General features: G+C 65.0%; 20 protein-coding genes. 13 read left to right on the top strand and 7 right to left on the bottom strand.

Features of this window, described 5'->3' with window-relative positions; genetic code table 11:
• Positions 1 to 223: 223 nt before the first annotated feature.
• The 3 genes from RX330_RS03800 (at position 224) to RX330_RS03790 (ending at position 5,730) form a co-directional block, all read left to right on the top strand.
• Complete coding sequence (locus RX330_RS03800; RefSeq protein WP_317242128.1) at positions 224 to 3,718, top strand: tetratricopeptide repeat protein; 3,495 nt, start codon at positions 224 to 226, stop codon at positions 3,716 to 3,718.
• 327 nt (positions 3,719 to 4,045) lie between these two features.
• Positions 4,046 to 4,963, top strand: coding sequence for a sulfite exporter TauE/SafE family protein (locus tag RX330_RS03795; RefSeq protein WP_317242127.1), 918 nt, complete (start codon positions 4,046 to 4,048; stop codon positions 4,961 to 4,963).
• On the top strand, positions 4,960 to 5,730 hold the full coding sequence (locus tag RX330_RS03790; protein ID WP_317242126.1) for a TIGR02186 family protein: 771 nt from the start codon (positions 4,960 to 4,962) through the stop codon (positions 5,728 to 5,730). Before RX330_RS03795 ends, RX330_RS03790 begins: the two co-directional genes overlap by 4 nt.
• Before the next feature lie 45 nt (positions 5,731 to 5,775).
• On the opposite strand, the gene RX330_RS03785 is transcribed toward RX330_RS03790, so the two are convergent.
• Positions 5,776 to 6,687 carry a DMT family transporter gene (locus RX330_RS03785; protein WP_317242125.1) on the bottom strand — a complete coding sequence of 304 codons (912 nt, stop codon included), beginning with the start codon at positions 6,685 to 6,687 and terminating at the stop codon, positions 5,776 to 5,778.
• Positions 6,688 to 6,785: 98 nt separating this feature from the next.
• On the opposite strand from RX330_RS03785, the gene RX330_RS03780 reads away from it, so the two are divergent.
• Complete coding sequence (locus RX330_RS03780) at positions 6,786 to 7,649, top strand: LysR family transcriptional regulator (RefSeq protein ID WP_317242124.1); 864 nt, start codon at positions 6,786 to 6,788, stop codon at positions 7,647 to 7,649.
• A 44-nt stretch (positions 7,650 to 7,693) separates the two neighbouring features.
• Here RX330_RS03780 and RX330_RS03775 read toward each other — a convergent pair whose 3' ends face one another.
• Positions 7,694 to 7,927 (bottom strand): hypothetical protein, encoded by a 234-nt coding sequence (locus tag RX330_RS03775; RefSeq protein WP_212079680.1) that lies wholly within the window; start codon positions 7,925 to 7,927, stop codon positions 7,694 to 7,696.
• 20 nt (positions 7,928 to 7,947) lie between these two features.
• Here RX330_RS03775 and RX330_RS03770 point away from each other — a divergent pair, with 20 nt between their 5' ends.
• The 3 genes from RX330_RS03770 to RX330_RS03760 all read left to right on the top strand — a co-directional run bounded on the left by RX330_RS03770 (position 7,948) and on the right by RX330_RS03760 (position 11,654).
• The gene (locus RX330_RS03770) at positions 7,948 to 8,097 is read left to right on the top strand and encodes a hypothetical protein (protein ID WP_317242123.1); all 150 of its coding nucleotides are present in this window, start codon (positions 7,948 to 7,950) and stop codon (positions 8,095 to 8,097) included.
• Between the two features lie 36 nt (positions 8,098 to 8,133).
• On the top strand, positions 8,134 to 10,650 hold the full coding sequence (locus tag RX330_RS03765; protein WP_317242122.1) for a glycogen/starch/alpha-glucan phosphorylase: 2,517 nt from the start codon (positions 8,134 to 8,136) through the stop codon (positions 10,648 to 10,650).
• Positions 10,651 to 10,838: 188 nt separating this feature from the next.
• Positions 10,839 to 11,654, top strand: coding sequence for an acyl-CoA thioesterase (locus RX330_RS03760; RefSeq protein WP_317242121.1), 816 nt, complete (start codon positions 10,839 to 10,841; stop codon positions 11,652 to 11,654).
• An 84-nt stretch (positions 11,655 to 11,738) separates the two neighbouring features.
• On the opposite strand, the gene RX330_RS03755 is transcribed toward RX330_RS03760, so the two are convergent.
• The 3 genes from RX330_RS03755 to RX330_RS03745 form a co-directional block, all read right to left on the bottom strand.
• The gene (locus RX330_RS03755; RefSeq protein ID WP_212079677.1) at positions 11,739 to 13,355 is read right to left on the bottom strand and encodes a phosphoenolpyruvate carboxykinase; all 1,617 of its coding nucleotides are present in this window, start codon (positions 13,353 to 13,355) and stop codon (positions 11,739 to 11,741) included.
• 286 nt (positions 13,356 to 13,641) lie between these two features.
• The gene (locus RX330_RS03750) at positions 13,642 to 16,236 is read right to left on the bottom strand and encodes a CHAT domain-containing tetratricopeptide repeat protein (RefSeq protein ID WP_317242120.1); all 2,595 of its coding nucleotides are present in this window, start codon (positions 16,234 to 16,236) and stop codon (positions 13,642 to 13,644) included.
• A 454-nt stretch (positions 16,237 to 16,690) separates the two neighbouring features.
• Positions 16,691 to 16,882, bottom strand: coding sequence for a hypothetical protein (locus RX330_RS03745; protein ID WP_317242119.1), 192 nt, complete (start codon positions 16,880 to 16,882; stop codon positions 16,691 to 16,693).
• Positions 16,883 to 17,413: 531 nt separating this feature from the next.
• Between RX330_RS03745 and RX330_RS03740 the strand changes: the two genes are divergently transcribed.
• On the top strand, positions 17,414 to 18,397 hold the full coding sequence (locus RX330_RS03740; protein ID WP_317242118.1) for an AraC family transcriptional regulator: 984 nt from the start codon (positions 17,414 to 17,416) through the stop codon (positions 18,395 to 18,397).
• A gap of 98 nt (positions 18,398 to 18,495) precedes the next feature.
• Here the strand turns inward: RX330_RS03740 and RX330_RS03735 are convergent, their stop codons facing one another.
• Positions 18,496 to 19,233 (bottom strand): HugZ family protein, encoded by a 738-nt coding sequence (locus tag RX330_RS03735; RefSeq protein WP_317242117.1) that lies wholly within the window; start codon positions 19,231 to 19,233, stop codon positions 18,496 to 18,498.
• Between the two features lie 241 nt (positions 19,234 to 19,474).
• On the opposite strand from RX330_RS03735, the gene RX330_RS03730 reads away from it, so the two are divergent.
• The 5 genes from RX330_RS03730 (at position 19,475) to RX330_RS03710 (ending at position 23,458) form a co-directional block, all read left to right on the top strand.
• Positions 19,475 to 20,176 carry a response regulator transcription factor gene (locus RX330_RS03730; RefSeq protein WP_008542552.1) on the top strand — a complete coding sequence of 234 codons (702 nt, stop codon included), beginning with the start codon at positions 19,475 to 19,477 and terminating at the stop codon, positions 20,174 to 20,176.
• A 115-nt stretch (positions 20,177 to 20,291) separates the two neighbouring features.
• Positions 20,292 to 22,088 (top strand): sensor histidine kinase, encoded by a 1,797-nt coding sequence (locus RX330_RS03725; RefSeq protein WP_212079672.1) that lies wholly within the window; start codon positions 20,292 to 20,294, stop codon positions 22,086 to 22,088.
• Complete coding sequence (locus RX330_RS03720) at positions 22,085 to 22,609, top strand: HPr kinase/phosphorylase (RefSeq protein WP_212079671.1); 525 nt, start codon at positions 22,085 to 22,087, stop codon at positions 22,607 to 22,609. The genes RX330_RS03725 and RX330_RS03720 overlap by 4 nt, the downstream gene beginning before the upstream one ends.
• A gap of 133 nt (positions 22,610 to 22,742) precedes the next feature.
• Complete coding sequence (locus RX330_RS03715) at positions 22,743 to 23,144, top strand: PTS sugar transporter subunit IIA (RefSeq protein WP_007597752.1); 402 nt, start codon at positions 22,743 to 22,745, stop codon at positions 23,142 to 23,144.
• Positions 23,141 to 23,458, top strand: coding sequence for an HPr family phosphocarrier protein (locus tag RX330_RS03710; protein ID WP_212079670.1), 318 nt, complete (start codon positions 23,141 to 23,143; stop codon positions 23,456 to 23,458). The genes RX330_RS03715 and RX330_RS03710 overlap by 4 nt, the downstream gene beginning before the upstream one ends.
• A gap of 73 nt (positions 23,459 to 23,531) precedes the next feature.
• Here the strand turns inward: RX330_RS03710 and RX330_RS03705 are convergent, their stop codons facing one another.
• Entirely contained in the window at positions 23,532 to 25,157 is a 1,626-nt protein-coding gene (locus RX330_RS03705; RefSeq protein ID WP_317242116.1) for a glycosyltransferase family 39 protein, read from the bottom strand.
• Between the last annotated feature and the right edge of the window lie 35 nt (positions 25,158 to 25,192).

The raw sequence follows: 25,192 nt of genomic DNA, 5'->3' as shown, positions 1-25,192 counted from the left end.
GCATGACAGCGGTAGAGATGGCGAGATCGCCGATCCATCGCGGGTTCCCCCGCCCAACTTTAAGACAGGGGTGCCGCATTCCTTAACCCGTTATTTACCGTAACGGACAAAAGTCGGTTTTCGAGGCAGACGACCCGCGCCAAATTCGGTTGTGTTTGCAACTGGCACGCGTGGGAAGGCTGGAGGCGTCGGGTGGGCGCCGGAGTCGGAACCGGACAGAGTCATGAATTCGCGCGTATCGTGGAGTGTTGACGGCATCGACCCATCCGTCCGGGAGAGGGCCGAAGCTGCTGCGCGCAGAGCCGGCATGTCACTCAACGATTGGCTGAATTCCACGCTCGGCGAGACCGCCCCGCCAGATTTTCGCGGACCTTATGACCAGCGTCCGCACCACATGCCGCCAGCACCGAGTCAGGAAAGCCGCGAAGTCGCCGACATCCACCAGCGGCTCGACGCGATCACCCAGCAGATCGAACGCATCTCCAAGCCCGCGCAGCGCCAGGACGCTTCAAGACAGGACGCTTCGCGACAAGACCCTTCACGGCAAGACGTCTCACGCGAGCAGGGCGTCGCGCGCCAGCTCAACGATGCGATCTCGCGGCTCGACGCGCGGCTGTCGCAAATTTCCAAGCCGCAGCAGCCTCCGGCGCCGCGGCCGGCACCTTCATCTTCGCCTGCGCCGTCTCCCGTCGAGACGCGCCAGCGACAGGCCGACGCGGTCGAGCGCGCGGCAGCGCAGGTCTATCGCAACTCCCCTCCCCTGAGCCCGGCTTCGTTCGACGTCGCCGTCGCCGAGATCACCGCGCGGCAGAGCGAGCTCGACGGCTTTACGCCCAGGCAGATGCCGCCGCGTGCCGCGCCCCCCATTGCGCCCCATGCGGCTGCCTTCGCGCCCCCCATGACGCCAATGGCGGCGCCACCCGCGCCTGCCTATGCTCCGCCGCCACAGCAGGCGGGGCCGGATTTCTCGTCGCTCGAGCGTCATCTGCTCAAGATCACGAGTCAGATCGAGTCGCTGCAGCGCCCCGACAATACCGAGCAGGCGATCAACGCCTTCCGCAGCGAGCTCGCCGAAATCCGCACCGCCATCACCGAGGCGATGCCGCGGCGCGCGATCGAATCGATCGAGAACGAGATCCGCTCGCTGCATCGGCGGATCGACGAGACGCGTTCGAGCGGCACCGACGGCCAGGTCCTGTCGGGCATCGAGCACGCGCTGTCCGACATCAAACAGGTGCTGCGCACGCTGACGCCGGCGGAGCAGCTCACCGGCTATGACGAGGCGATCCGCAATCTCGGCGCCAAGCTCGATCTGATCCTGCGCGCCAATGACGATCCCTCGACGGTGCATCAGCTCGAAAGCGCGATCGCGGCGCTGCGCGGCATCGTCTCCAACGTCGCGTCCAACGAAGCGCTGGCCCGCCTGTCCGAAGACGTGCAGCTGCTGTCGTCCAAGGTCGACCAGGTTACCCGCGCCTCCGGCCAGGGCGACAGCTTTACGGTGCTCGAGCAGCGCATCGCCGCGCTCACCGCGGCGCTGGAAACGCGCGAGCGGCCCCAGCCGTCCGAAAGCACCGAACATCTCGAATCTGCGATCCGCGCTCTGTCGGACCGCTTCGACCGCATGCAGGTCGGCAACGATTCGGCCTCGACCTTCGCGCATCTCGAACAGCGCGTCTCGTATCTGCTGGAGCGGATCGAAGCCGCCTCCGACCCGCGCAACGGCAATTTGAGCCGCGTCGAGGACGGGCTGCACGACATCTTGCGGCACCTGGAGCGGCAGCAGGCAACTTACTCTGCGCTGGCGGAAAGCCGCAGCTCCGTGCCGCCTGCCGATTCCGGCATGGTGGATCTCGTCAAGCGCGAGCTGTCCGACATCCGCTTCAACCAGGCCGAGACCAACCGCAGCACCCAGGACTCGCTCGACGCCGTCCATAGCGCGCTCGGCCATGTCGTCGATCGCCTCTCGATGATCGAGGGCGATCTGCGCGCGGTGCGGACCGCGCCGCCGGCCCCTGCGCCGCAGCCCATGCCCATGGCGATGGCCGCTCCCATTGCCCCTGCCATGGAGGCCGCGCCTGTCGCGCGCGAGCCGCGGCCGCAAGCGCAGCAGCCGAAATACGATCCCAAGCCCGAGCTTCCGAATCCCGCCGCGCAGCAACAGGCACAAGGCGCCTTCGCCGCGGCGCCGCGTGAATTCCATGCCGCGGCCCCTGCCCCGCCGCCGGTGCCCGCGCCGATGGCGTCGCAAGTCGCACCACCCTTGCCGCCGCGCGCGATCAGCGAAATCCTGGAGCCGCACACGGCGCCCGCGCGCGCCGCGCTCGCCCCGGAATTGCCGCCGGATCATCCGCTCGAGCCGGGTACACGGCCGGGCGGACGCGCCGCATCGCCGTCGGAACGCATCGCCGCCTCCGAGAGCGCGATCAGCGGCATCCCCGCTGCTGCGAAAGAGCCGGTCTCGTCGTCGAGCTTCATCGCGGCCGCCCGCCGCGCCGCCCAGGCCGCCGCAGCGCAGCCGGAAAAGCCGGCGCGCGGTGCCAAGGGTGGAGCGAAGGCCGGCGCAGATCGCGCCAAGGACAAGGACGGCGGCTCGACCATCACCTCGAAGATCCGCTCGCTGCTGGTCGGCGCGAGCGTGGTGGTGATCGTGCTCGGCACTTTCAAGATGGCGATGAATCTCCTGGAGGGCAGCCCGACGCCGGCACCTCAGGCCATGGACAACACCTCGAGCCAGCCCGCTCCGCCGGCCCCGCCGCCGCCGGTGATCGAGAACAAGCCCGCCACGCCCGAGCAGGTCACGCCATCGATGACGTCGCCGACGCCGATCGGACGGCAATCCCAGAACAACGCCGCACCGGCTCCAGCCGCCAACTCGGCCTCGGTCGAGATTCCGACGGCGCCAGCCACGACACCGCCCGCACCTGCGACCAACAGCGACATCACCGGTGCGCTGTCGGGCACGAGCCGCGCCAAGCTCAGTCATATCCAGGTGCCGCCGAGCGAAAAGCTGCCTGACGGCATCGGCGGCCCGGGCCTGCGCACCGCTGCGATGAAGGGCGATGCGACCGCGGCCTACGAGATCGGCGTGCGCTTTGCCGAGGGCAAGGGCGTTGCGACGAATTACGACGAAGCTGCCAAGTGGTACGACCGCGCGGCGCAGGCCGGTGTCGTGCCCGCCACCTTCCGCCTCGGCACGCTCTACGAAAAGGGCTTGGGGGTGAAGAAGGACGCCGACATCGCCCGCCGCTACTACACCCAGGCCGCCGAGCGCGGCAACGCCAAGGCGATGCACAATCTCGCCGTGCTCGACGCCGACGGCGGCGGACGCGGCGCCAACTACAAGAGCGCGGCGCAGTGGTTCCGGAAAGCGGCCGATCGCGGTGTCGCCGACAGCCAGTTCAATCTCGGCATCCTCTATGCCCGCGGCATCGGCGTCGAGCAGAACCTCGCCGAATCCTACAAATGGTTCAGCCTGGCCGCCGCGCAGGGCGATGGGGATGCGTCCGGCAAGCGCGACGACGTCGCCAAGCGCCTCGACCCGCAATCGCTCGCCGCCGCCAAGCTCGCGATTCAGACTTTCAGCGCCGAGCCGCAGCCGGATGATGCCGTCAACGTTCCGGCCCCGAACGGCGGCTGGGACAGCGCGCCGCAGGCGAGCACGAAGCCGGCCGCGAAGGCTGTGGCGACCAAGCGCTCCGCCTCGGCGGCGCATTAAGCGACTTACTGCGCTCTCTCCTCCTGTCGTCGCCCGGCTTGACCGGGCGACCTAGTATTCCAGAGGCCGACGTTAAGAAGCTCGCTCTCACAACAACGGGGGCGGCGTACTGGATGCCCCGGTCAAGCCGGGGCATGACAGTGGAGGAGGTGGTGGAAGCCGCGGCGCGCGGTGAGCAACCACCTGATCTCACATAACACATTCACCACGCCCGAAATTCGCGGTCCCTCCCAGCCGCAAATTCCGCTATTGAGGGGCGCGGCAATCGGTCCGATCGTCCCGCGGGCGTTCCGCGATCGTCGATCCGTCTCGCCGGCGCGTGGTCCCATGCAGCTCTATCTTCCGATCGCCGATCTTCCGGTCAACGTCTTCCTGGTGCTCGCCATGGGCGCTGCGGTCGGCTTCGTCTCGGGCATGTTCGGGATCGGCGGCGGCTTCCTGATGACGCCGCTGCTGATCTTCATCGGCATCACGCCGGCGGTCGCGGTCGCTTCCGTCACGAGCCACATCGCGGCCTCCTCTTTTTCCGGCGCGCTGTCTTATTGGCGGCGGCGGGCGATCGATCCGGCGCTGGCGAGCGTTCTGCTCTGCGGCGGCGTGACCGGGACAGCGCTCGGCGTGTGGACCTTCACGCAGCTTCGCGCGCTCGGCCAGCTCGATCTGATGATCGCGCTCTCTTACGTGGTGTTGCTCACCACCGTCGGCAGCCTGATGTTCTCCGAAGGCCTGCGCGCCCTGATGCGGACCCGGCGCGGCGCGCTGCCGCCGCGGCGCACGCACAACTGGATCCACGGCCTGCCGCTGAAGATGCGGTTCAAGCGTTCGAAGATCTATCTCTCGGTCATCCCCATCGTGGTCGTCGGCGTCATGATCGGCTTCATCGGCGCCATCATGGGCATCGGCGGCGGCTTCATCCTGGTGCCGATAATGATCTATCTCTTGCGGGTGCCGACCTCGACGGTGATCGGGACCTCGATGGTCCTGACGCTGGTCACGATGCTGTTCGCGACCATGCTGCACGCGGTGACCAACCACCTCGTCGACGCCGTGCTGGCGCTGATCCTGATGGTCGGCGGCGTCACCGGCGCGCAGTTCGGCGTCCGTGCCGGGCAGAAGATCCGCGGCGAGCAACTGCGGCTACTGCTGGGACTCTTGATCCTCTCGGTCGGAATCCGCTTCGCGATCGAGCTGGTGATCCGCCCCGCGGACCTCTTCACCATCCGTGAGCTCGGAGTTACCGGATGACGCGCGCGCTCGTGGCGGCTCTTCTCGTTCTGCTGGCCTGCGGCGCCGCGCGCGCCGAGCGGCTGATCGTGTCGGTCTCCAACCACCGCGTCACGGTGACCCCGAACTATTCCGGCGAGGAGCTGGTGCTGTTCGGCTCGGTCGAGAAGGATGCGACGACTCCTGCCGATCGCACGGCTTATGATCTCGTGGTCACCGTGATGGGCCCGCGCGCCGACATGGTGACGCGGCGCAAGGAGCGCACCTTCGGGATCTGGATCAACACCGACTACCGGCAGTTCCTGCAGGTACCGAGCTATCTGGCGCTGTTCGCCAACCGCCCCTTCGACGGGATCACCTCGCCCGAGATCGCGCGACGGCAGCAGATCGGACTGAACAACGTGCTGCTGACGCAGCGGGTCAGCGGCGACTTTGCCGACGTGGTGCCGAACGATGCGTTCCGCTCGGCCTTCATCCGCCTGCGCACCCAGCGCGGGCTCTACCGCGAGGATGGAAGCGCGGTGACGTTCCTGACGCCGACGCTGTTCCGCACCGGCATTCCATTGCCGGCGGAGGTGCCGATCGGAACGTATGAGGTGGAGATCAAGCTGTTTGCGAACGGCGCGTTCATCGGCAAGACCGAGACCGCGTTCGAGATCGTCAAGGTCGGCTTCGAGCAGTTCGTCGCTACCACCGCCAGGCATAACGGGCTGATCTACGGCCTCGTCACCGCGGCAATGGCGCTGATGACGGGCTGGATGGCCTCGATTGTGTTTCGGAAGGATTGAGCATGTCGTCCCGGCTGAGGCCGGGCGACATTGGGGAAACGGGCCTCACGACACCGCCTTCGCCGGCCGCGTCACGAGATAGATGCCGAGCGCGACCGGGATGATGCCGAGGAGGTCGCGGGCCTCGACGTGCTCGCCGAGCACGAGATACGCGAACAGCATGCCGAGCGGCGGCATCAGGAAATGATAGGCGCTGGCGGCGGTGGCGCCGCACACTTTCAGCAGATGAAACCAGAGCCAGTAGGCCAGGATCGAGCCGCCCAGCACGAGGAATGCAAAGGCGCCGATCAGGCCCGGCGTGACATCGATCGCGTGAATGTCGGCGAAGGTCAGCGCGACCGGCGTCAACACGACGCCGGCAGCGAGTTTTTGCACGCCGTTGCCGATCCACAGGGAGCCCTTCGGCGCGAGCAGCTTGAACAGGATCGTGCCGGCGACGAGCGAGGCCAGCGAAGCCAGCGTGAAGGCGATGCCGTGCAGGGAATCCGTGCCCACCGACAGGCGATGCCAGACGATCGCGGTCACGCCGATGATGCCGAGCAGCAATCCGCTTGCCTTGCGCCAGGTCATGCTTTCGCCAAGCAGCAAGGCCGCCAGCGCCGCGGTGAAGACCGGATTGGCCGACACGATCAGGCCGCCGAGGCCGGCGGAGACGGATTGCAGGCCCGTGTAGCCGAGGCCGAGATAGAGCGCGTTGTTTGCGATGCCGAGCACGGCGAAGATCGCCGCGTCGCGCCAGGATAGCGACCAGGTCTCGCCGCGGAGCAGCGTGGCGCCCAGGATCAAGATGCCCGCGAGCGAGAAGCGCCCGGCGAGCAGGATCAGCGGCGGACAATGGGTGACACCGATCTTGCCGGCGACGAAGGCGTAGCTCCAGAGCAGGCAGAACAGTCCGATGGCAAGCGGCAGCGTGTTGAAACGGCGGCCGGGAACCGACATCGAGGGGGCGAGCGACATGCGGGCATTCTCCTGAAACCTCGATCTAGGGAGGCCGCTTGTCATTTGGAAATTAAATGATTAACTCAGATCCAGTGGCATTTCGAATGGAGGCGGCCATGCTCGATCTCGAGCTGCTGCGCAGCTTCGTCTCGGTGGTGGAGGCCGGCGGCTTCACCCGCGCCGGCGAGCGCGTCCATCGCACGCAATCGACCGTGAGCCAGCAGATCAAGCGGCTGGAGGAAGACGTCGGCCAGGTGCTGCTGCATCGCGACGGCAAGAACGTGCGCCCGACCGAGGCCGGCGAGCGGCTGCTCTCTTATGCGCGACGGCTGCTCTCTCTGGCCGAGGAGGCGCGCGACGTGCTGCGCCAGCCTGATGGCGAAGGCGCGATCCGGCTCGGAATTCCCGAGGATTTCGCGGCATACCGGCTGACCAAATTGCTGGGCGCGTTCTCGCGCTCGCATCCGGGCCTGCGGCTCGACGTGCGCGCCGACCAGAGCAAGCACCTTGCGCGCGATCTCGAGCGCGGCGAGCTCGACCTCGCGCTGTTCAAGCGTGCGGCCGGCGAGAACGGCGCCATCGCGGTGTGGCCGGAGCGGGTGCACTGGGTCACCAGCAAGAACCATCCGGTCGATGTCCACGCGGCGTCCGTGCCGCTGATCGGCTTTCCGACCGGCTGTCTCTACCGTGCCGGCGCCATTCACGCGCTGGAAAGCGCCGGCCGCGCCTGGCACATGGCCTATTCCTCATCGAGCCTCTCCGGCATCCAGGCCGCGGTGGCCGCCGGCATGGGCCTCAGCATCCTCTCGGAGATGTCGATCCAGTCCGACCACCGCGTGCTGACGGCGAAGGACGGTTTTGCGCCGATCGACAAGACCGAGGTCGCGCTGATGGCTTCGCCGGACGCGAGCCCGGCAACGCTGCGGCTTGCGGGTCGTCTCGCCGAGTTTTGCGATGCGGTGCAGGCCAAGGCGGCTTGAAGGCGGCCTGAAGCCGGCTTGCGCCGCGAGATGGCCACCGCCGCTCAATTCGCCGCGGACATCAGCCTGTCGCCGCACGCACTCGCATGAAACTTGCCGCCGCATTGGCGCTTGATGGCGGCGCAGCGGGCCGCTGGCGACGCATTCTGCGGGACCGTGAAGCCGCAGCTCAGGCCGTCGGCGCTGCGCCCGGGCTTGCCGGCGGCAAACGCGGCACTGGAGGCGCTGATGCAGACGACGAGCAGGGCCGCCGCGGCGATTTCGATCAGCAGTCTCATGAGGATGTTCCTCCACACTGATGGCTGAATTGATCCGCAATCTATCACCGAATCCCGGTTTCTCCGTGCTCGTCCGGGTTCCCAAAGCGGCCCATTACTTGCATAAATTGACGCCAGCGCAGTGCACGGCCGCGCCGGTGACGATTCCGGTGCAGGGGCAGGACGCGTAGGGTGAGTAGTGTTCTTTCGACCAGGAAGTGACGGCTTTGCAAGATCAATCGTTCCAGCCCAGTTTTCCCGCCTCCACGCAGCCCATCGACGAACTCGCGCTGGCTGAGATCAAGGGCGCGATCCTGGCGAAGTTGCGCCTTGCCATCGGCAAGGATGCCGGCATGGCAACCAGGCACGATTGGTATCTGGCCGCTGCGCTCACGCTGCGCGACCGCATCGTGCATCGCTGGCTCACCGCGGAGAAGCACAGCTACGACGCAGGCCGCAAGCGCGTCTATTATCTCTCGCTCGAATTCCTGATCGGACGCCTCTTCAGCGACGCGCTCAACAATATGGGCCTTTTGAAGATCTTCGAGGTCGCGCTCGGCGATCTCGGCGTCTCGCTGCCGGAGCTGCGCAAATGCGAACCGGACGCCGCGCTCGGCAATGGGGGCCTCGGGCGGCTCGCAGCCTGCTTCATGGAGAGCATGGCGACGCTGTCGATCCCCGCGATCGGCTACGGCATCCGCTACGATTACGGCCTGTTCCGCCAGATCATCAACCAGGGCTGGCAGCAGGAATATCCGGACGAATGGCTGAGCTTCGGCAACCCCTGGGAATTGCAGCGGCCCGAGGTGATCTACGACATCAATTTCGGCGGCGGCGTCGAGCATGTCGACGACAAGGGCCGCGACCGCGCGATCTGGCATCCGGCCGAGACCGTGCAGGCGATCGCCTATGACACGCCGATCGTCGGCTGGCGCGGCCAGCACGTCAACGCGCTCCGCCTGTGGTCGGCGCGCTCACCCGATCCGCTCAAGCTGGATGCCTTCAACAAGGGCGACTACGTCAGCGCCAGCGCCGAGCAGTCGCGCGCCGAGGCGATCTGCAAATTCCTCTATCCGAACGACGAGAGCCCGGCGGGCCGCGAGCTGCGGCTGCGTCAGGAATATTTCTTCGTGTCGGCCTCGCTTCAGGATCTGGTGAAAAGGCATCTTTCCTCCGACGGCCAGCTCCGCAGCCTGTCGTCCAAGGTCGCGGTGCAGCTCAACGACACCCATCCGAGCCTCGCCGTCACCGAGCTGATGCGCATCCTCGTCGACCTCCACAATTTCCGCTGGGACGAGGCCTGGAAGATCACGGTCGCCACGCTCTCCTACACCAACCACACGCTGCTGCCCGAGGCGCTGGAGACCTGGCCGGTCGAGCTGTTCGAGCGGCTGTTGCCGCGGCATCTGGAGATCATCTACCGCATCAACGTGCAGCATCTGGCGCTCGCCGAGGCGCGCTGCCCCGGCGACATCGACTTCCGCGCCTCGGTCTCGCTGATCGACGAGAAGAGCGGTCGCCGCGTGCGCATGGGCCAGCTTGCCTTCGTCGGCTCGCACCGCATCAACGGCGTCTCGGGGATGCATTCGGACCTGATGCGCGAGACCGTTTTCCACGACCTCAACCATCTCTATCCCGGCCGCATCACCAACAAGACCAACGGCATCACCTTCCGCCGCTGGCTGATGCTGGCGAACCCGAAGCTGACCGATCTGTTGCGCGAGACCTGCGGCGAGGCCGTGCTCGACGACCCGACCCAGCTCTCGCTGATCGAAGCGCGCGCCAGCGACGTCGAATTCCAGAAGAAATTCCGCGCCGTCAAGCTCCACAACAAGACCGCGCTGGCGCGCCTGATCGGCGAGCGGCTCGGCATCAAGGTCGACCCGACCGCGCTGTTCGACGTGCAGATCAAGCGTATCCACGAATACAAGCGCCAGCTCCTCAACGTCATCGAGACGGTCGCGCTGTACCAGGCGATCAAGGACGACCCCAACGGCAACTGGGTGCCGCGGGTGAAGATCTTCGCCGGCAAGGCCGCGGCGAGCTACAAATACGCCAAGCTGATCATCAAGCTGATCAACGACGTCGCGGAAGCCGTCAACAACGATCCGGCGATCGGCGGCAAGCTCAAGGTCGTGTTCCTGCCGGACTACAATGTCAGCCTGGCCGAGGTGATCATTCCAGCGGCCGACCTCTCCGAGCAGATTTCGACCGCCGGCATGGAAGCCTCCGGCACCGGCAACATGAAGCTGGCGCTCAACGGCGCCATCACCATCGGCACGCTCGACGGCGCCAATATCGAGATCCGCGACCATGTCGGCGCCGAGAACATCGCGATCTTCGGCATGGAGGCCGGCGACGTGATGATCCGCCGCAAGCAGGGGCTCGACGCCTCCGACGTGATCCGCAGTTCGCCGAAGCTGCAGCGCGCCATCAATGCGATCGGCGCCGGCGAGTTCTCGCCCGGCGATCCCGGCCGCTTCGAATCCATCGCGCACGCGCTGCGCTATCTCGACCATTACATGGTCAGCGCCGATTTCGATTCCTATTACGAGGCGCAGCGCAGCGTCGATGCGCGCTGGCTGGTCTCGCCGGCATGGACCCGCGCCTCCATCCTCAACGTCGCGCGCATGGCGTGGTTCTCCTCGGACCGCACCATCCGCGAATACGCGGAGGAGATCTGGAACGTGCCGGTCAATCCGACCACGCCGCAGCTGCCGAATTTGCGCGACATCGCAGGCTGATTTTCCGCAGCGTGGAAGTGGCGTTACGCCTTGGGTAATTGCGCAACGACGCAATGACTGCGATATGACGACCGTCATTCCGGGGCGGCTCGCAGAGCCGAACCCGGAATCTCGAGCTTCCGGGTTCGATGCTCCGGGCCGCTGCGCGGTTCCGTCGCATGGCCTAGGAACGACAGACGGAAATGAAAATGCACGCCAAGCTCCCGCACCCCTTCGACGACGTCACGCGCGTCACTGTCGGCGACTCCAGCTGGCAGGGGCACACCAGCGACGATTACTGGGCCTTCGTCGGCCCGTTCGGCGGCGCCACCGCCGCGACGATTTTGCGCGCGCTGATCGATCATCCGCAACGCGCCGGCGATCCGCTGGCGCTGACCGTCAATTACTGCGCGCCAATCGCGAAGGGCCCGTTCGATCTGGACGTGCGGCTGGTGAAGGCCAATCGCTCCAGCCAGCACTGGAGCGTCGAGCTCAGCCAAGGCGGCGGCGAGGTCGCAACGCTCGCCACCGCGGTGTTCGCCGAGCGCCGGCCGTCCTGGCAGCACAACGTGGCGAAGTGCCCGGACGCAAGGCCGTTCGAAGAGACACTGCCGTTCCCGAAGATCGCGGCGTCCTGGGCCAACCAGTATGAGTTCCGCTTCGTCGAGGGCGAGATGCGGATCGGCCCACAGCAATCCGAGCCTGCCGGCACCTATTCGAAGCTCTGGATCAGCGACCGCGCGCCGCGCAAGCTCGACATGCTGTCGCTGATGGCGATGTCGGACGCCTTTTTCGGCCGCGTCTTCCACGCCCGGCGCGCGCTGGTGCCGTTCGGCACGGTGTCGCTCACGACGTATTTCCACACCGACAGCGAGGCGCTCGCGAGCGAAGACATCACGCGCGTGCTGGCGACGGCGGACGCAAAGATCTTCCACAAGAGCTATGGTGACCAGAACGCCGAGCTGTGGTCACCGAACGGACGGCTGCTCGCGACGAGCACGCAGATCGCGTATTTCAAGGCGTAGCTGTTCTTACCCATTCCTCTTGTGGGAGAAGGTAAGAAAAAAGGGCGGCCTCGCGGCCGCCCTTTTGCATTGAAGACGGAGCGATCACTCCGCCGCGAGCTTCACGTCCGGCGCGGCCGCGCGCACCTCGGCGTCGACCTGGGCTTCGAACTTTGCGAAGTTCTTCTGGAACATGCCGACCAGGGCGCGGGCGGTCTTGTCGAACTCGTCCTTGTCCTTCCAGGTGTTGACCGGGTTGAGTATCTCGGCGGGCACGCCGGGCAGCGCGGTCGGGACCGCGAAGCCGAAATATTTGTCGGTGCGGAACTCGACGTTGCGAAGCGAGCCGTCGAGCGCGGCGGTGAGCAGTGCGCGCGTCACCTTGATCGGCATGCGCGAGCCGACACCGTACTTGCCGCCGGTCCATCCGGTGTTGACCAGCCAGCAATCGACATTGTGCTGGGCAATGAGGTCACGCAGCATGTTGCCGTAGACGGATGGATCGAGCGGCAGGAAGGGCGAGCCGAAGCAGGTCGAGAATTCCGGCTGCGGCTCGTTGCCGAGACCGCGCTCGGTGCCGGCGACCTTGGCGGTGTAGCCGGACAGGAAGTGATACATCGCCTGCGCCGGCGTGAGCTTTGCGATCGGCGGCAGTACGCCGAAGGCGTCGGCGGCGAGCATCACCACGTTCTTCGGCTGCGGCGCGCGGCCGGTGCGCGAGGCGTTCGGGATGAACTCGAGCGGATACGCAGAGCGCGTGTTCTCGGTCTTGGAGCCGTCGTCGAAATCCACCACGCGGGTGTCCTCGTCGAGCACGCAATTCTCAAGCACCGCGCCGAAGCGCGTCGAGGCCGCGTAGATCTCCGGCTCGGCTTCCTGCGAGAGCTTGATGCACTTGGCGTAGCAGCCGCCCTCGAAATTGAAGACGCCATTCGGGCCCCAGCCGTGCTCGTCGTCGCCGATCAGCGTGCGGTTGGGATCGGCCGACAGCGTGGTCTTGCCGGTGCCCGACAGGCCGAAGAAGATTGCCGCGTCGCCCTTGGCGCCGACATTGGCCGAGCAGTGCATCGGCATCACGCCGCGCTCGGGCAGATAATAGTTCAGCGTGGTGAAGACCGACTTCTTCATCTCGCCGGCATAATAAGACCCGCCGATCAGGACGATCTTGCGGGCGAAATCGATCGCGACGACGTTTTCCGACCGGCAGCCATGACGTTTAGGATCGGCGCGGAAGCTCGGCATGTCGATGATGGTGAGCTCCGGCACGAAGGTCGGCAGCTCGATCGCCTCGGGACGGATCAGCAGCGTGCGGATGAACAGCGAGTGCCAGGCGAGCTCGGTGAAGACGCGCGTCTTGATCCGGTAGGCAGGATCGGCACCGCCGTAGAGGTCCTGCGCGAACAGCTTCTTGCCTTCGGCGTGCTTGAGGAAGTCCTGATAGAGCGTCTCGAACTGCTCTGCGGTGATGGACTGGTTGCCGGCCCACCACATTTTCTTGTCGGTGGTGGCGTCACGCACCGTGAACTTGTCCTTCGGGCTGCGCCCGGTGAACTCGCCGGTGTCGGCGCAGAGCGCGCCGTCAGCGGACAGCACCGCCTCGCCCGCAGCGAGCGAGTATTGATAGAGTTGCGGCGCACCGAGGTTCCAGTGAACCTGCTTGAGATTCTTTAAGCCGAATTTGTCGGCGCCGAAGGCACCGTTGCGCACGCCCGTCTCTTGCACGAAAAAATCCTCCTAGAACCCGCGACACTCAGCGCGACCATGGTTGGACGCCATCGCGGTCACCGTGATGAATGGGCCATTCGGCCTCGGCTGAACGACCTAATAATGATGAACGCTGGCGTTGCCAAGCTGATCCCGCAGGATTTGGTTTATTCAAGGACCGCGCCAAACGTCGCGCATGTCTGCCTTGAGCGCATGCGTCAAGAAATCACGAATGATCGCGCAACCAAACGCGTGTTTGCGCGTTACGTCAGGTTATTGCGACGCACAATCCCGCCGTAGCTTCTTATCTTACCTCACCTTCGCCGATCAGCGCGAACGGCCCCCACATCGCGGGGTAGGCGTTGCGTGGCGACGAGGTGTCATCGACAAAGGTCAACATCGCGCGGCGCAAGGCTTGGGCACGACCGATCCTTGGTTCGTTCTTGAGCAGTTCGAACGTCGATGTGGTCAAGCGGGTGGCGGCTTCCGAATCCACGGCCCAATGCGAGACCAGGAGCGCGCGGGCGCCTGCGTAGAAGAACGAGCGCGCCAATCCCGACAGCGCCTCGGCGCCTGGCTTGTCGCCGGCGATGGTGTTGCAGGCGGACAGCACCACCCAATCGGCGTTGAGCTTGAGCTGGGCCACCTCGCTCGCGGTCAGAAGACCGTCGTCGAACTCCGACGGCCGCTCGGGAATGGACAGCGCAAGCGAGGGCTCACCCAGTCCCTTGACGTCGCCGGCAACGAGGCCGTGGGTGGCGAAGTAGATGATGCCGTATTGAGCAAGCGTTGCACGCTTCAGCGTCGTTTCGCTGGCATCGCGCCCGAGATGGATGTCGGCATCGGTGGCGCCGACGTCCCTCGCCACGGCGTTCAGCTCATCGGCGGTATCGGGCAGTTGCGGCAGCGCCTGCGCCAGCCGCGCGCGGTCGACGCCGGCGCCGCGCCAGAAATCGGTATAGGCGATCGTCGCGATGCTGCGCGCGGCGACCTTGCCACCGGCAGCGCGACGGTCGGCGGGTCCTTCGGCTGCGGGGTTGAAGACGGGATCGCCGAAGCCGGTCATCGGCTTCGTGCCTTGATCCCTGCGGGCGAAGGCACGCAGCGATTTCAGGCTGATCACCGACGGCAGCACCGAGACGGCCTGACGCCGGAGCAGCCAGGCAGCGTCGCGATAGCCCTCGAGCCTGTCCGGGATCGCAGCCTGCGGCCTCTCCGTCACCAATAGATGAAACGGCAACGCGGTCAGGGCCGCCGACGGCACCACCAACAGGTTGCGCTTGTCCTTCGTCAACGCCTCGACCGGGCCGAGCAGCGCGACATAGAGCTCGTTTGCGAACGCGAGGTCGAACAGTCCCGACTTGCCGGAGGCATCGCGCGCCTTGCCGACGTCCAGCCCCCTGCGGAAAGCCGCCACCTTCCGTGCCATCGCGTCCGCACCGAGCGAAATCTCCTTCCACTCGGCGCCCTCGCGCGTGATCGCGATGACATAGCTCTGCTTGTCGACGACGGAATAGATCACCATCGCCTCGTCGGCGGACAGCAGCGGCTGGATATCCTTCACGGCCAATGGCAGCGGGTTGGAGAGCGAGGCGTAATCGGGAAATTCGACGGCCAGCGTCTTCTGCAAGCCTGCACGCTCGTTCGCTATCGTTGCAATCCGCGCGCGGCTGCGCTGCTCGGCCGCGGCGTCCCGCTGGGCCGACTGCTTCGACACGGCGGCGATGATCGCCTTGTCGAGCGCCTCGGCTTCAGCCGTGAGATCCTGGTCCCGGCGCACCAACTCGGCAAGCCGGTCGCTGCCGGCGGCCAGCCGCACCGCGAGCTTGTTCACGGCGGAGGCGGCGGAAGATTGCGTGCCGCGCTGAACAGCGCCAAGCGCGTCGTCAAGCGCCTTGTCGCTCGCCAGCAGCGCCTGCTGCCGCGCAGCGAACAGGACCGGCAGCACGACACGCAGCTGCGCGCGATCGCCGGCAAGCGTCCTCTGCGCGAAGGGCAAAGCGTCTGCGGTCCGGCCCGACACCTGAAGGAAATAGGCGAGATTGCTGGTCGAGGTCGCGACATCGGGATGACCGGGTCCGAGCGCACGCTCACGGATCGAGAGGGCGCGGCGATAGAGCGGCTCGGCCTCGGCATGGCGCTGCTGGTGCTCGTAGAGCCCGGCGAGATTGTTCAGCGAACGCGCCACGTCGGGATGATCCGGTCCCAACACCTTTTCGCGGATGGCGAGCGAACGCTTGATCGGCACCTCGGCATTCACGTCGCGGTTGAGGTCGCGATCGACCTGACCGATGTTGTTCAGGACGGTGGCGACCGCGGGATGCTCGGGCCCGGCCGCCTTCTGATAGATCGCGAGCGCGCGCCGGAACAGCGGCTCGGCGTCGGCATGACGCTGCTGTTTCACATAATGCGTGGCGAGATTGTTGAGGGCCTGGCCGACGTCGGGATGCTCGCGCGACAGCCCCTGCTCGCGAACGGCAAGCGCACGCTTGAACAGCGGCTCGGCCTCGGTGAAGCGGCTCTGCCGCTGATAGAGCGCCGCCAGATTATTGAGGAGCGGCGCGATCTCGACGCTGCCCTGACCGGTCCCCTTCTCCATCAGCGCGATGGCGCGCGTGTAGAGCGGCTCGGCCTGATCGTCGTGGCCCTGGTCGGCGTGGATCTGCGCGAGATTATTGAGCGCGGCGGCCAGGTCGCGATTGTTGCCGGTCTTCTCGAGCGAGGCCACCATGGCCTGCGCCAGCGGCAGCGCCTCTGAATATTTGCCGGCGCCCCGGAGCGCGGTGACGCGCGCGCTCTGCGCCGACAGATCGCCCTTCTGGGCAAGACCGGGCACGGCAAAGGACGCATTGATCGCGAGCGCCAGCCCCGCAGCCAATGCCAAACGACGACGCGCCATGAACCCTCTCGCTGCGAGCCTCAAGACCTACCATCTTGGGTCGCAGCGATGGGGCGCGGCGTTCAAAGCATTGCGTTCCAGGGGTACTCATAATCCGGCGCTTGGTTTGGGCGCCCCCCGGGGTGTCCGCCCCCGTCAACAGCGGTCCAAAGCCGGTCGTTGTCGGAGGTCGCGGATGGGCCCAAAATCGGAAATCACTTTCAACGGCGGGTTTCAGCAAAGGTGCTTCGAGCCAGACCGCGCAGGTGTTCGAGCTTGGCTTGCAGATCTAGAAGCTTCCCATCGAATTCAAGCTTCCGTTCGCTCGCAGGGCAGGTCGCGATCAAGCTGGCAGTCCGAAAAATGGAGACCTCGAGAAGGAGTATGGCGCGCCGAACATCTCCTTCCAAATCGGGCCGAGGACGTGCCGCTGGAAATTGAATGACGTTGTGCATGGCTAAACCGAGATGTCCCGTCACGTTACCAGATACTTCGCCGTCCTGATCAATTCGACCCGTTGTGAAGGTTCGGGAAGCTTGGCCAGTTCAGCTGCAAGCAAGTCGAGTATTTCGCTGCGCCTTTCCGGACGCCTTTCCTTGCTCAAGAGTTCTCTGAAGTGTTTGACGTTCTGAGTGGTCAGGAAGGCATCGCTTATCGGATGGCTCACCTCATTTCTCCTTCGGACCATAAGACGCTAATCTGGTTCGCGCCGTATGCGAACAGTCATCCAAGATCGAATCCTGCAAAGTGTGCTCAAGTTTCGCAGCGTCAGGCACTCATTGAGCAATTGCCTGCTGAATCCGAGAGAGAAATGGACCGCCGGACATGCGACGGTCAGTTTTCGTTCGGTGCAGCTTGGGGAAGCCATGGGCGGCGGCCACAGCCGGCTGCCAACGGACGAAAGAAAGTAGTATAATTACGTGATTGAAAGCTGTCCGGTTTAGTTATCTCAACGATATTGGTGGCATTCCTAGTCACCGCTGCGAACGCAGGCAGCGCCTTTGGCAGGACTCGTCACGATTCCAAGTCGGATCTTGTAGTGAGCACCGCTATCGATTGCGGCAGCATGTCTCACCTGTCGTGCCGGCACAACGATTTCTCATGGCCAGATTCTGCAAACACTACTCAATTCCGGCATCGAAGCATGTCTTGATCCAGATCAGTGCCAAATGCATCATTCTGCTTCAGCAGCTTTTAAATGGATGAAATGGATCACCCGCTCAGCCGCTCTCCGGTCGTCCGCACACGCAACCCGGAAGAGATGAGAGACGCGCTGCGCACGGTCTATGGGGCAACCGGATTTGATGTCACGGATTCAATCGATTTCGAAGGAGTAGCGAATTACCTGGTATTGCCTCACATCGGGCTCGGCTTTTGTGGATATGCTGCCAGAACGATCGTCGATTTTCCCGAGGGCGATTTTGCAAGACTACAAGTTGGCCTCAAGGGGAAAGCGGGAGTCGTTCTAGGCGCCACGACGCTGCCCGTGGACGAGCAGCATTCCGGCATTACCCCGCCAGGGCAGCCCGCCACCATCATCTTCGAAGGCGGGTTCGAGCAGCTGATCCTCCGCATCAAGACGAGTGCGCTGGAGAAGGCGTTAACAGCACTTTTGGGAGGACCACCTCGTGGGGAACTGTTGTTTGACCCCATCGCGCCGCTGAAGCAGCCTGCAGCTCATCTGTTGCGCCAGCTCACAATGTTCTTGGCTGACCAGCTCAATTCAACGGCAGCGCAGTTACCTAGACCGACGCTGATCGAACTCGAGCAAGCGCTGATCATGACGTTTCTCTCGGCTCAGAAACACAACTACACCGAACTATTGGAGAGCCCCGCCACGGAGCCTGCGCCTCTCATAGTCCGCTCGGCCGAAGAATACATCGAAGCTAATTGGGCTCGTGCTGTTGTCATCGAGGAGTTGGCGTCACAAACGAACACCAGCATTCGCAGCCTCTACGCAGCTTTCAAGAAGTATCGCGGATATTCGCCGATGCAGTTTGCAAAGTCCGTTCGGCTCCGACGTGCCAGGCAAATGCTCCTGGAAGGAAATCCAAGAACCTCCGTCTCCCAAATCGCCTTCAAATGCGGCTTTGCCAATTTAGGTCATTTCGCCAACGACTTCCGGAATATGTTCGGAGAACTTCCCTCGGAGGTTCTCGCGCGTGGACGGCGCTTGAAATAGAGCGGCTCATCCGCACCGGGTCAGCAAGTCCCGCCCTAACCGATCAGAAAACTTCCGCTCGGCGCTCAGAGCCGACCTCGATTTCGGGAATACACGCCCTAATCGTCCACCTTGCTGCGCGCTTCGCCAGCGAGACGAACCAGCATCTTGCGCAGCGACGTGCCGTCGGTGACCCGCTCCGGGAAATCCAGCCGCAGCGCGGTCTGGCCGTCCTGCATGTCGAGACCTTCCGGATCGCAGCCGGTACAGCGCCAGTCGCCTTCGGCCGCACCCAGGAGCTTCGTCGCATAGAGGCTCAGGGCGTCGCGATGGTCGGCGTTCATATGCGCGACAGCCCCCTCCTCCGCGGCCAGGAGGTCCTCGGCGCCGGTGAGGTCCGTGAGGAACCGCTCGGGCTTGAGATCGACGATCCGGCCGAAGCCGGCCACCAGATGGGTTCCCATGGGGCGGATCCGAAAGAACGAGAAATCCTTAAAGGAAACAAAGCCTTCGGCCGAAGGATGGGCATTGAGATAGCGCCGCTGGAGCAACTCCTTCTCGGCGTCGTCCTGTTCTGCCCGGCCCGACAGCATGATCCGGGCGCCTTCCAAGGGATCGCCGGCCGCCCGCTCGTCCAGCATGAGCGAGACCCGGCTGTCCGCCAGGATGTTCTTGGTATGCACGGCGAGGCCCGAGATCAGCAAAATCGGCGAGCCATCGGGATGGCTGGCCAGATTGACCAGGGAACAATAGGGATCGCCGCTGCCGGCCATGAGAGTTGCCAGCGCCCCCTGCCGTGATCGACGCAGCAGGGATTTTGCGAGCCTTCCGGGGTCGAAATCAGGGGTCAGTTGCATCGGCTTTCTCGGTTCAGGTGGTTGCAAGGAGGGCCTTTTTTCGGGTAAACGAGGGCCCGGTTATGGGTCGACATGCGGCGAATCTGCCGTGTTTCGTGGAACTTGGTCACACTTCAGCCCAGCTTGCATTGCTCGGTGACAAGGTTCGAATGCCGATTTCGGCACCCATGTATGCGGCGCATCAGTGGATTGCTCGCCGTTTCAAGCCACGACCCAAACGGAAAGCAGAAAGCAGAGGCTCATGCCCACAATCGCTTTGGTCGACGACGACCGCAACATTCTCACATCCGTCTCGATCGCGCTGGAAGCCGAAGGCTACCGCATCATGACCTACACCGACGGCGCCTCCGCGCTCGACGGTTTCCGCACCACCCAGCCTGACCTCGCCATCCTCGACATCAAGATGCCGCGCATGGACGGCATGGAGACGTTGCGCCGTCTCAGGCAGAAGTCCGACCTGCCGGTGATCTTCCTGACCTCCAAGGACGAAGAGATCGACGAACTGTTCGGCCTCAAGATGGGCGCCGACGACTTCATCCGCAAACCGTTCTCGCAGCGCCTTCTGGTCGAGCGCGTCAAGGCAGTGCTGCGCCGCTCGGCGCCGAAGGACCCGACCGTCGCGCCGAAGGAGAACGATGCCAAGGCGCTCGACCGCGGCCTTTTGCGCATGGATCCGGAGCGGCATACCTGCACCTGGAAGAACGAGCCGGTCACGCTGACCGTCACCGAATTCCTGATCCTGCAGGCGCTGGCGACCCGGCCCGGCGTGGTGAAGAGCCGCAACGCGCTGATGGATGCCGCCTACGACGACCAGGTCTATGTCGACGACCGCACCATCGACAGCCACATCAAGCGGCTTCGCAAGAAGTTCAAGGTGGTCGACAACGAGTTCGAGATGATCGAGACGCTCTACGGCGTCGGCTACCGTTTCAAGGAAGCCTGAGGCTCATAGCTTCACGAAAGACTGAGGGCATCGCCGGTTCTGATTCCATCGGGACCGGGATGGCTCTAGGATGCGGGGACCTTCTCGACGAGCCGTCCTAACGCGGGCGTAAGCATTGCTTGACCGAACGCAGCCTGATTCGAACCAGAGCGCCGGGGATGCCACGTCCGACGGCGTTCAGGAGCACGTCGCCGAAGACAAGCGGCAGGGCTTTCGGCCGCTGAACTGGCTGACGCGCGCCGGGCAGTTCTTCTTCGCGCTGTCCTTCTCCAGCCTGACCCGCCGCATCGTCTCGCTCAACCTCGCCGGTCTCGTCGCGCTGGTCGCGAGCATCCTGTATCTGTCGCAATTCCGCGCCGGCCTGATCGACGCGCGGGCGCAGAGCCTCCTGGTTCAGGCCGAGATCATCGCCGGCGCGATCGCGGCCTCCGCCACCGTGCAGACCAACGCCATCACCATCGACCCCGACCGGCTGCTCGACCTCAAGCCGGGCGAGACCTATGGCGGCCCGGACGAATATTCGCCGCTGGACTTCCCGATCAATCCGGAGCGCGTGGCCCCGGTGCTGCGCACGCTGATCTCGCCGACCAAGACGCGTGCCCGCATCTACGATCCGAACGGCAGCCTGCTGGTCGACAGCCGCAATCTCGAGAACGTGCTGCGCTACAATCTGCCGCCGCCGGCCGAGAAGCCCGGCATCGTCGAGCGCGGCATGGTCGCGGTGCGCACCTGGCTCAATCGCGGCGACCTGCCGCTCTACCGCGAGCTCGGCCCCGAGAACGGCAACGGCTATGCGGAGGTGGGCGATGCGCTCCAGGGCCAGAAGCGCTCGATGGTGCGGGTCAATGCACGCGGCGAGGTGATCGTCTCGGTCGCGGTCCCCGTGCTGCGCTCGCGCGCCATCCGCGGCGCCTTGATGCTCTCGACGCAGGGCGACGACATCGACCAGATGGTCACCGCCGAGCGCCTCGCCATCCTGAAGGTCGGCGGCGTCGCGGCCGCCGTCATGATCATGCTGTCGCTGCTGCTCGCGAGCACGATCGCGGGTCCCGTGCGCCGGCTCGCCGACAGCGCCGAGCGCGTCCGCCGCCGCATCAAGGCCCGCATCGAGATCCCGGATTTCACCCGCCGCCGCGACGAAATCGGCCACCTCTCCGGCGCGCTGCGCGACATGACCAGCGCGCTCTACAGCCGCATCGAGGCGATCGAGATGTTCGCTGCGGACGTCGCGCATGAGCTGAAGAACCCGCTGACCTCGCTGCGCTCGGCGGTCGAGACGCTGCCGCTGGCGCGCAACGAGAACAGCCGCGCGCGTCTGCTCGAGGTGATCGAGCACGACGTCAAGCGGCTCGACCGGCTCATCTCCGACATCTCCGACGCCAGCCGCCTCGATGCCGAATTGCAGCGCCAGGACGCGATCCCGGTCGACCTGCGCCGCCTGCTGACGACCCTGGTCTCCGTCGCCAATGAAACCAAGCTCGGCCACGACGTCGCGGTCGAGATGCGCTTCGAAGGCCGCAGCGCGTCCGACACGTTCGCCGTGACCGGTCACGATTCACGGCTCGGGCAGGTGGTCTCCAACCTGCTCTCCAACGCACAATCCTTCTCGGAAGCCGGCAGCAAGGTACGTCTCATTTGCCGCCGCGTCCGCGGAGAGATCGAGATCGTGGTCGACGACGACGGCCCCGGCATTCGCGACGACGCGCTGGAGCGCATCTTCGAGCGTTTCTACACCGATCGCCCGCATCAGGGCTTTGGCCAGAACTCCGGCCTCGGCCTGTCGATCTCCAAGCAGATCATCGACGCGCATGGCGGACGCATCTGGGCCGAGAACCGCGCAGGCCCACCGGATGACGAGGGCGTTCCGACGGTATCGGGCGCGCGCTTCGTCGTGAGGCTGCCGGCGCTATGAGCGACGGCGGGCCCAGCGTTCACGCCTCCGCGGTCAAGGTCGGGCCTCTGGCGGTGCTGATCCGCGGGCCCTCAGGCTCCGGCAAGTCGCGCCTTGCCTTCGATTTGATCATGGCGGGCCGCGCCGGGGTGGTCGAAAGGGCCGTTCTGGTCGGGGATGACCGTGTCCATCTGGCGACAGTCGGCGATGAAATTGAGGTTCGCGCCGCTTCTCGCCTGGCGGGCCTGATCGAGATCCGCGGCTTGGGGATCCGCCGGTGCGACTACGTGGAGCATGCGACCGTCGGTCTCGTGGTCGATCTGGACGCCGCCGACGCGGAACGCCTGCCGCCGGCCGAATCCCTGAAAACAAGCATTTTCGGTGTCGAAATACCGCGAATCCCGGTTGGACGCGACTATTCACCGCTCCCTTTAGTTGTCGCGGCCTTGACCACTACCAAGAGTTCATCTTCCGTTAACCCTTCAGGCGATTGTTTGAAGGGAAATGGTAACCACATGAACCCCACTATCGCGACCGAATAGACCGGCGCAGCTCCCCTCATCCATCCGTCTAGATTCAGGGAGATACGCAACATCCCCTCTTGCGCAGGGGCTCTGGATGGTCAAAGTGGCGCGTTCGTGCGGTGCACCAAAAGCGCCCGCGAGGAGTTTTCCGATGATTGGTCTAGTACTTGTGACCCACGGGCGCCTTGCCGACGAATTCAAGGCAGCGCTTGAGCATGTCATGGGCCCACAAAAGCAAATCGAAGCGATCACGATCGGTGCCGAAGACGATTCCGATCTTTGTCGAAGCGACATCATCGAGGCGGTTAACCGCGTCGATTCCGGCGACGGCGTTGCGATCCTCACCGACATGTTCGGCGGCACACCGTCGAACCTCGCAATATCCTGCATGAGCCGGCCCAAGGTCGAAGTGCTCGCGGGCATCAACCTTCCCATGCTGGTGAAGCTCGCCAAGGTGCGCGAGGAGCGTCCGCTGCCGGACGCGATCGCGATGGCCCAGGAAGCTGGCCGCAAATACGTCACCATCGCCAGCCGGGTGCTCGCCGGCAAATGAGCGAGGAGGCGCCACAAGCGGGGACAGGCGTGCCCGCGGGCGCGATCTCCAAGGATCTCCTGATCATCAACAAGCGCGGCCTGCATGCGCGGGCCTCGGCGAAATTCGTCCAGGCGGTCGAACGCTTCGACGCGCAGGTCTGGGTGACGCGCGGCGGCGAGACCGTCGGCGGTACCTCGATCATGGGCCTGATGATGCTCGCGGCCGGACCGGGTACCACGATCACCGTCGCGGCGTCCGGCGCGGAAGCGGAAGCCGCGCTCGCGGCGATCACGGAGCTCGTTGAAAGCAAGTTCAACGAGGAAGGGGTTTAGATTCTCCGCGTCATTCCGGGATGGCGCGAAAGCACCAGGCCCTTGCAGCGCATCGTCCCGGAATGACCTTCGGTCACTTCCCCGGCGGCGCGATGTAGACGTTCCAGACCATCGCCGGGCCGGGCTTGCCGTGGGCAAAGCGGCGTGTGGTCATCACGATGCGCTCGGCGTTCGGCGCGGTTTCGGAGACCCATTTCTCGAACTTGGGCAGGCGTTCGTCGGTCGCATCGAACACGCCGATGAACCCGTATCGCTTGACGTCGTCGAGCGAGGTCAGCCCGGACGCCCAGGCTTCGTTCGGCGTGAACGGGCTCGGATGATCGGGGCTGTAGAATACCATCGGCTGGATCGTCTCCATCGACCCGACAACGACGGCCCAGCGCGAGGCGAAGCGGGCGTGCCAGGCCTGGGTCAATTCGCGCGCCAGTTCCGAACGCGCGCCATAGGTCGCGGTGTTGCCGGCATTGGCGCCCATCTCGCGCGCGGCGATCCAGGGCGAGCCGGCGAGCGTCGCGGCGCTGAGCACGAACCAGATCGCGGCGATATTGAACAGGCTCGCGCTCTGCACCCGCAATGCGGGAATCGCGACCAGCGCCAGGGGCACCAGGAAGAACAGCGAGATGCCCCAATCCGTTTTCATGTAGATGCTGAAGACGAGCGCGCCGAGCGGCGGGCCGACCGCGACGATCATCTGGATCGTCCACACGTTCAGCGCCTGAGAAAGATTGACGCCCGAATTGGCGCCGCGCGCCCAGGCGCGCGTGACGATGCGCAATGGCGCGCGCAACAGCAGTGTGAACCAAGGCGGCACCAGCGCCATCGCGAGCCCGGCCAGCACCACCGGCAAGGCCAGCAGCCCCAGATTATGCAGCATGTAGCCGGCGACGAGCTGATGCACCTGGCTCGCGTCCTGGAGGCTGTAGGTATCGCCGGCATAGGTCAGCGGCACGAAATGCGCATCCGCCAGCCAGACGATGTGCGGGATCATCGCCACCACCATCGTCGCGATCGCCACCCATGGCGCCGGCGACGCGACGAATTTCAGCCGCTCGGGATGGATCAGCGCCGCCATGCCGACGGCGCCGATCATGGTCAGCACCCAATATTTGGTCATCAGCGCCAGCGCGCCGGCGAGACCGAGCAAGACGCCTGACTGCCAGCTCCGCTTCTCGAAGGCGTTGAGATAAGCAAGCACGAGCAGCGGCAGCGTGACGAGCTGAAGCAGGTCCGGATTGTACTTGAAGCCCTTGAAATTGAAGATCGGGTAGAGCGCGATCATCACCACGACCAGGAACGCGCGGCGCGCATCCACCACGCGCAGCGCGAGGAGCCAGCAGATCACCATGCCGACGCCGACGGTCGCCATCGCCAGCGCATAGGTCGCCCAGTCCGCCGCCGGGAACACCGTGAACCAGAGGCCGGCGACCCAGCCCGACAGCGGCGGGTGCTTGCCGTAGCCCCAGAGGAATTTCTGGCCCCAGCCATAGGCCTCTGCGACGTCCATGTGAACGTCCTGCGCGGCCTTGAGATTGATCAGGATGAGGGTCCAGAGCACCGCATGCAGGATCGCGAGCTGGATCACCAGCCACAATCTCGCCTCAGGGCGGACCGCGCAGGCAACCAGCCAGGCCCGGAAGCGGTTGAAGCTCAGGCGGGTCTTCGTGCGCGCCCTATGGGCAGGAAGAGACGTGGTGGACATGGGGGCTTGCGTAGCGCGTTTCGTCCCGCCGTGGA

Origin of the sequence: Bradyrhizobium sp. NDS-1, from assembly GCF_032918005.1 — a bacterium.
Lineage (GTDB): Bacteria > Pseudomonadota > Alphaproteobacteria > Rhizobiales > Xanthobacteraceae > Bradyrhizobium > Bradyrhizobium tunisiense.
Note: the sequence above shows the minus strand (reverse complement) of the source record. Positions and strands in the feature narration are given on the sequence as shown.

What these genes read in the sequence shown, in the direction of transcription:
- RX330_RS03800 (WP_317242128.1), top strand. Translation starts at nt 224, where the DNA reads ATGAATTCGCGCGTATCGTGGAGTGTTGACGGCATCGACCCATCCGTC.
- RX330_RS03795 (WP_317242127.1), top strand. Translation starts at nt 4,046, where the DNA reads ATGCAGCTCTATCTTCCGATCGCCGATCTTCCGGTCAACGTCTTCCTG.
- RX330_RS03790 (WP_317242126.1), top strand. Translation starts at nt 4,960, where the DNA reads ATGACGCGCGCGCTCGTGGCGGCTCTTCTCGTTCTGCTGGCCTGCGGC.
- RX330_RS03785 (WP_317242125.1), bottom strand. Translation starts at nt 6,687, where the DNA reads ATGTCGCTCGCCCCCTCGATGTCGGTTCCCGGCCGCCGTTTCAACACG.
- RX330_RS03780 (WP_317242124.1), top strand. Translation starts at nt 6,786, where the DNA reads ATGCTCGATCTCGAGCTGCTGCGCAGCTTCGTCTCGGTGGTGGAGGCC.
- RX330_RS03775 (WP_212079680.1), bottom strand. Translation starts at nt 7,927, where the DNA reads ATGAGACTGCTGATCGAAATCGCCGCGGCGGCCCTGCTCGTCGTCTGC.
- RX330_RS03770 (WP_317242123.1), top strand. Translation starts at nt 7,948, where the DNA reads ATGGCTGAATTGATCCGCAATCTATCACCGAATCCCGGTTTCTCCGTG.
- RX330_RS03760 (WP_317242121.1), top strand. Translation starts at nt 10,839, where the DNA reads ATGCACGCCAAGCTCCCGCACCCCTTCGACGACGTCACGCGCGTCACT.
- RX330_RS03750 (WP_317242120.1), bottom strand. Translation starts at nt 16,236, where the DNA reads ATGGCGCGTCGTCGTTTGGCATTGGCTGCGGGGCTGGCGCTCGCGATC.
- RX330_RS03740 (WP_317242118.1), top strand. Translation starts at nt 17,414, where the DNA reads ATGGATGAAATGGATCACCCGCTCAGCCGCTCTCCGGTCGTCCGCACA.
- RX330_RS03735 (WP_317242117.1), bottom strand. Translation starts at nt 19,233, where the DNA reads ATGCAACTGACCCCTGATTTCGACCCCGGAAGGCTCGCAAAATCCCTG.
- RX330_RS03730 (WP_008542552.1), top strand. Translation starts at nt 19,475, where the DNA reads ATGCCCACAATCGCTTTGGTCGACGACGACCGCAACATTCTCACATCC.
- RX330_RS03720 (WP_212079671.1), top strand. Translation starts at nt 22,085, where the DNA reads ATGAGCGACGGCGGGCCCAGCGTTCACGCCTCCGCGGTCAAGGTCGGG.
- RX330_RS03715 (WP_007597752.1), top strand. Translation starts at nt 22,743, where the DNA reads ATGATTGGTCTAGTACTTGTGACCCACGGGCGCCTTGCCGACGAATTC.
- RX330_RS03710 (WP_212079670.1), top strand. Translation starts at nt 23,141, where the DNA reads ATGAGCGAGGAGGCGCCACAAGCGGGGACAGGCGTGCCCGCGGGCGCG.
- RX330_RS03705 (WP_317242116.1), bottom strand. Translation starts at nt 25,157, where the DNA reads ATGTCCACCACGTCTCTTCCTGCCCATAGGGCGCGCACGAAGACCCGC.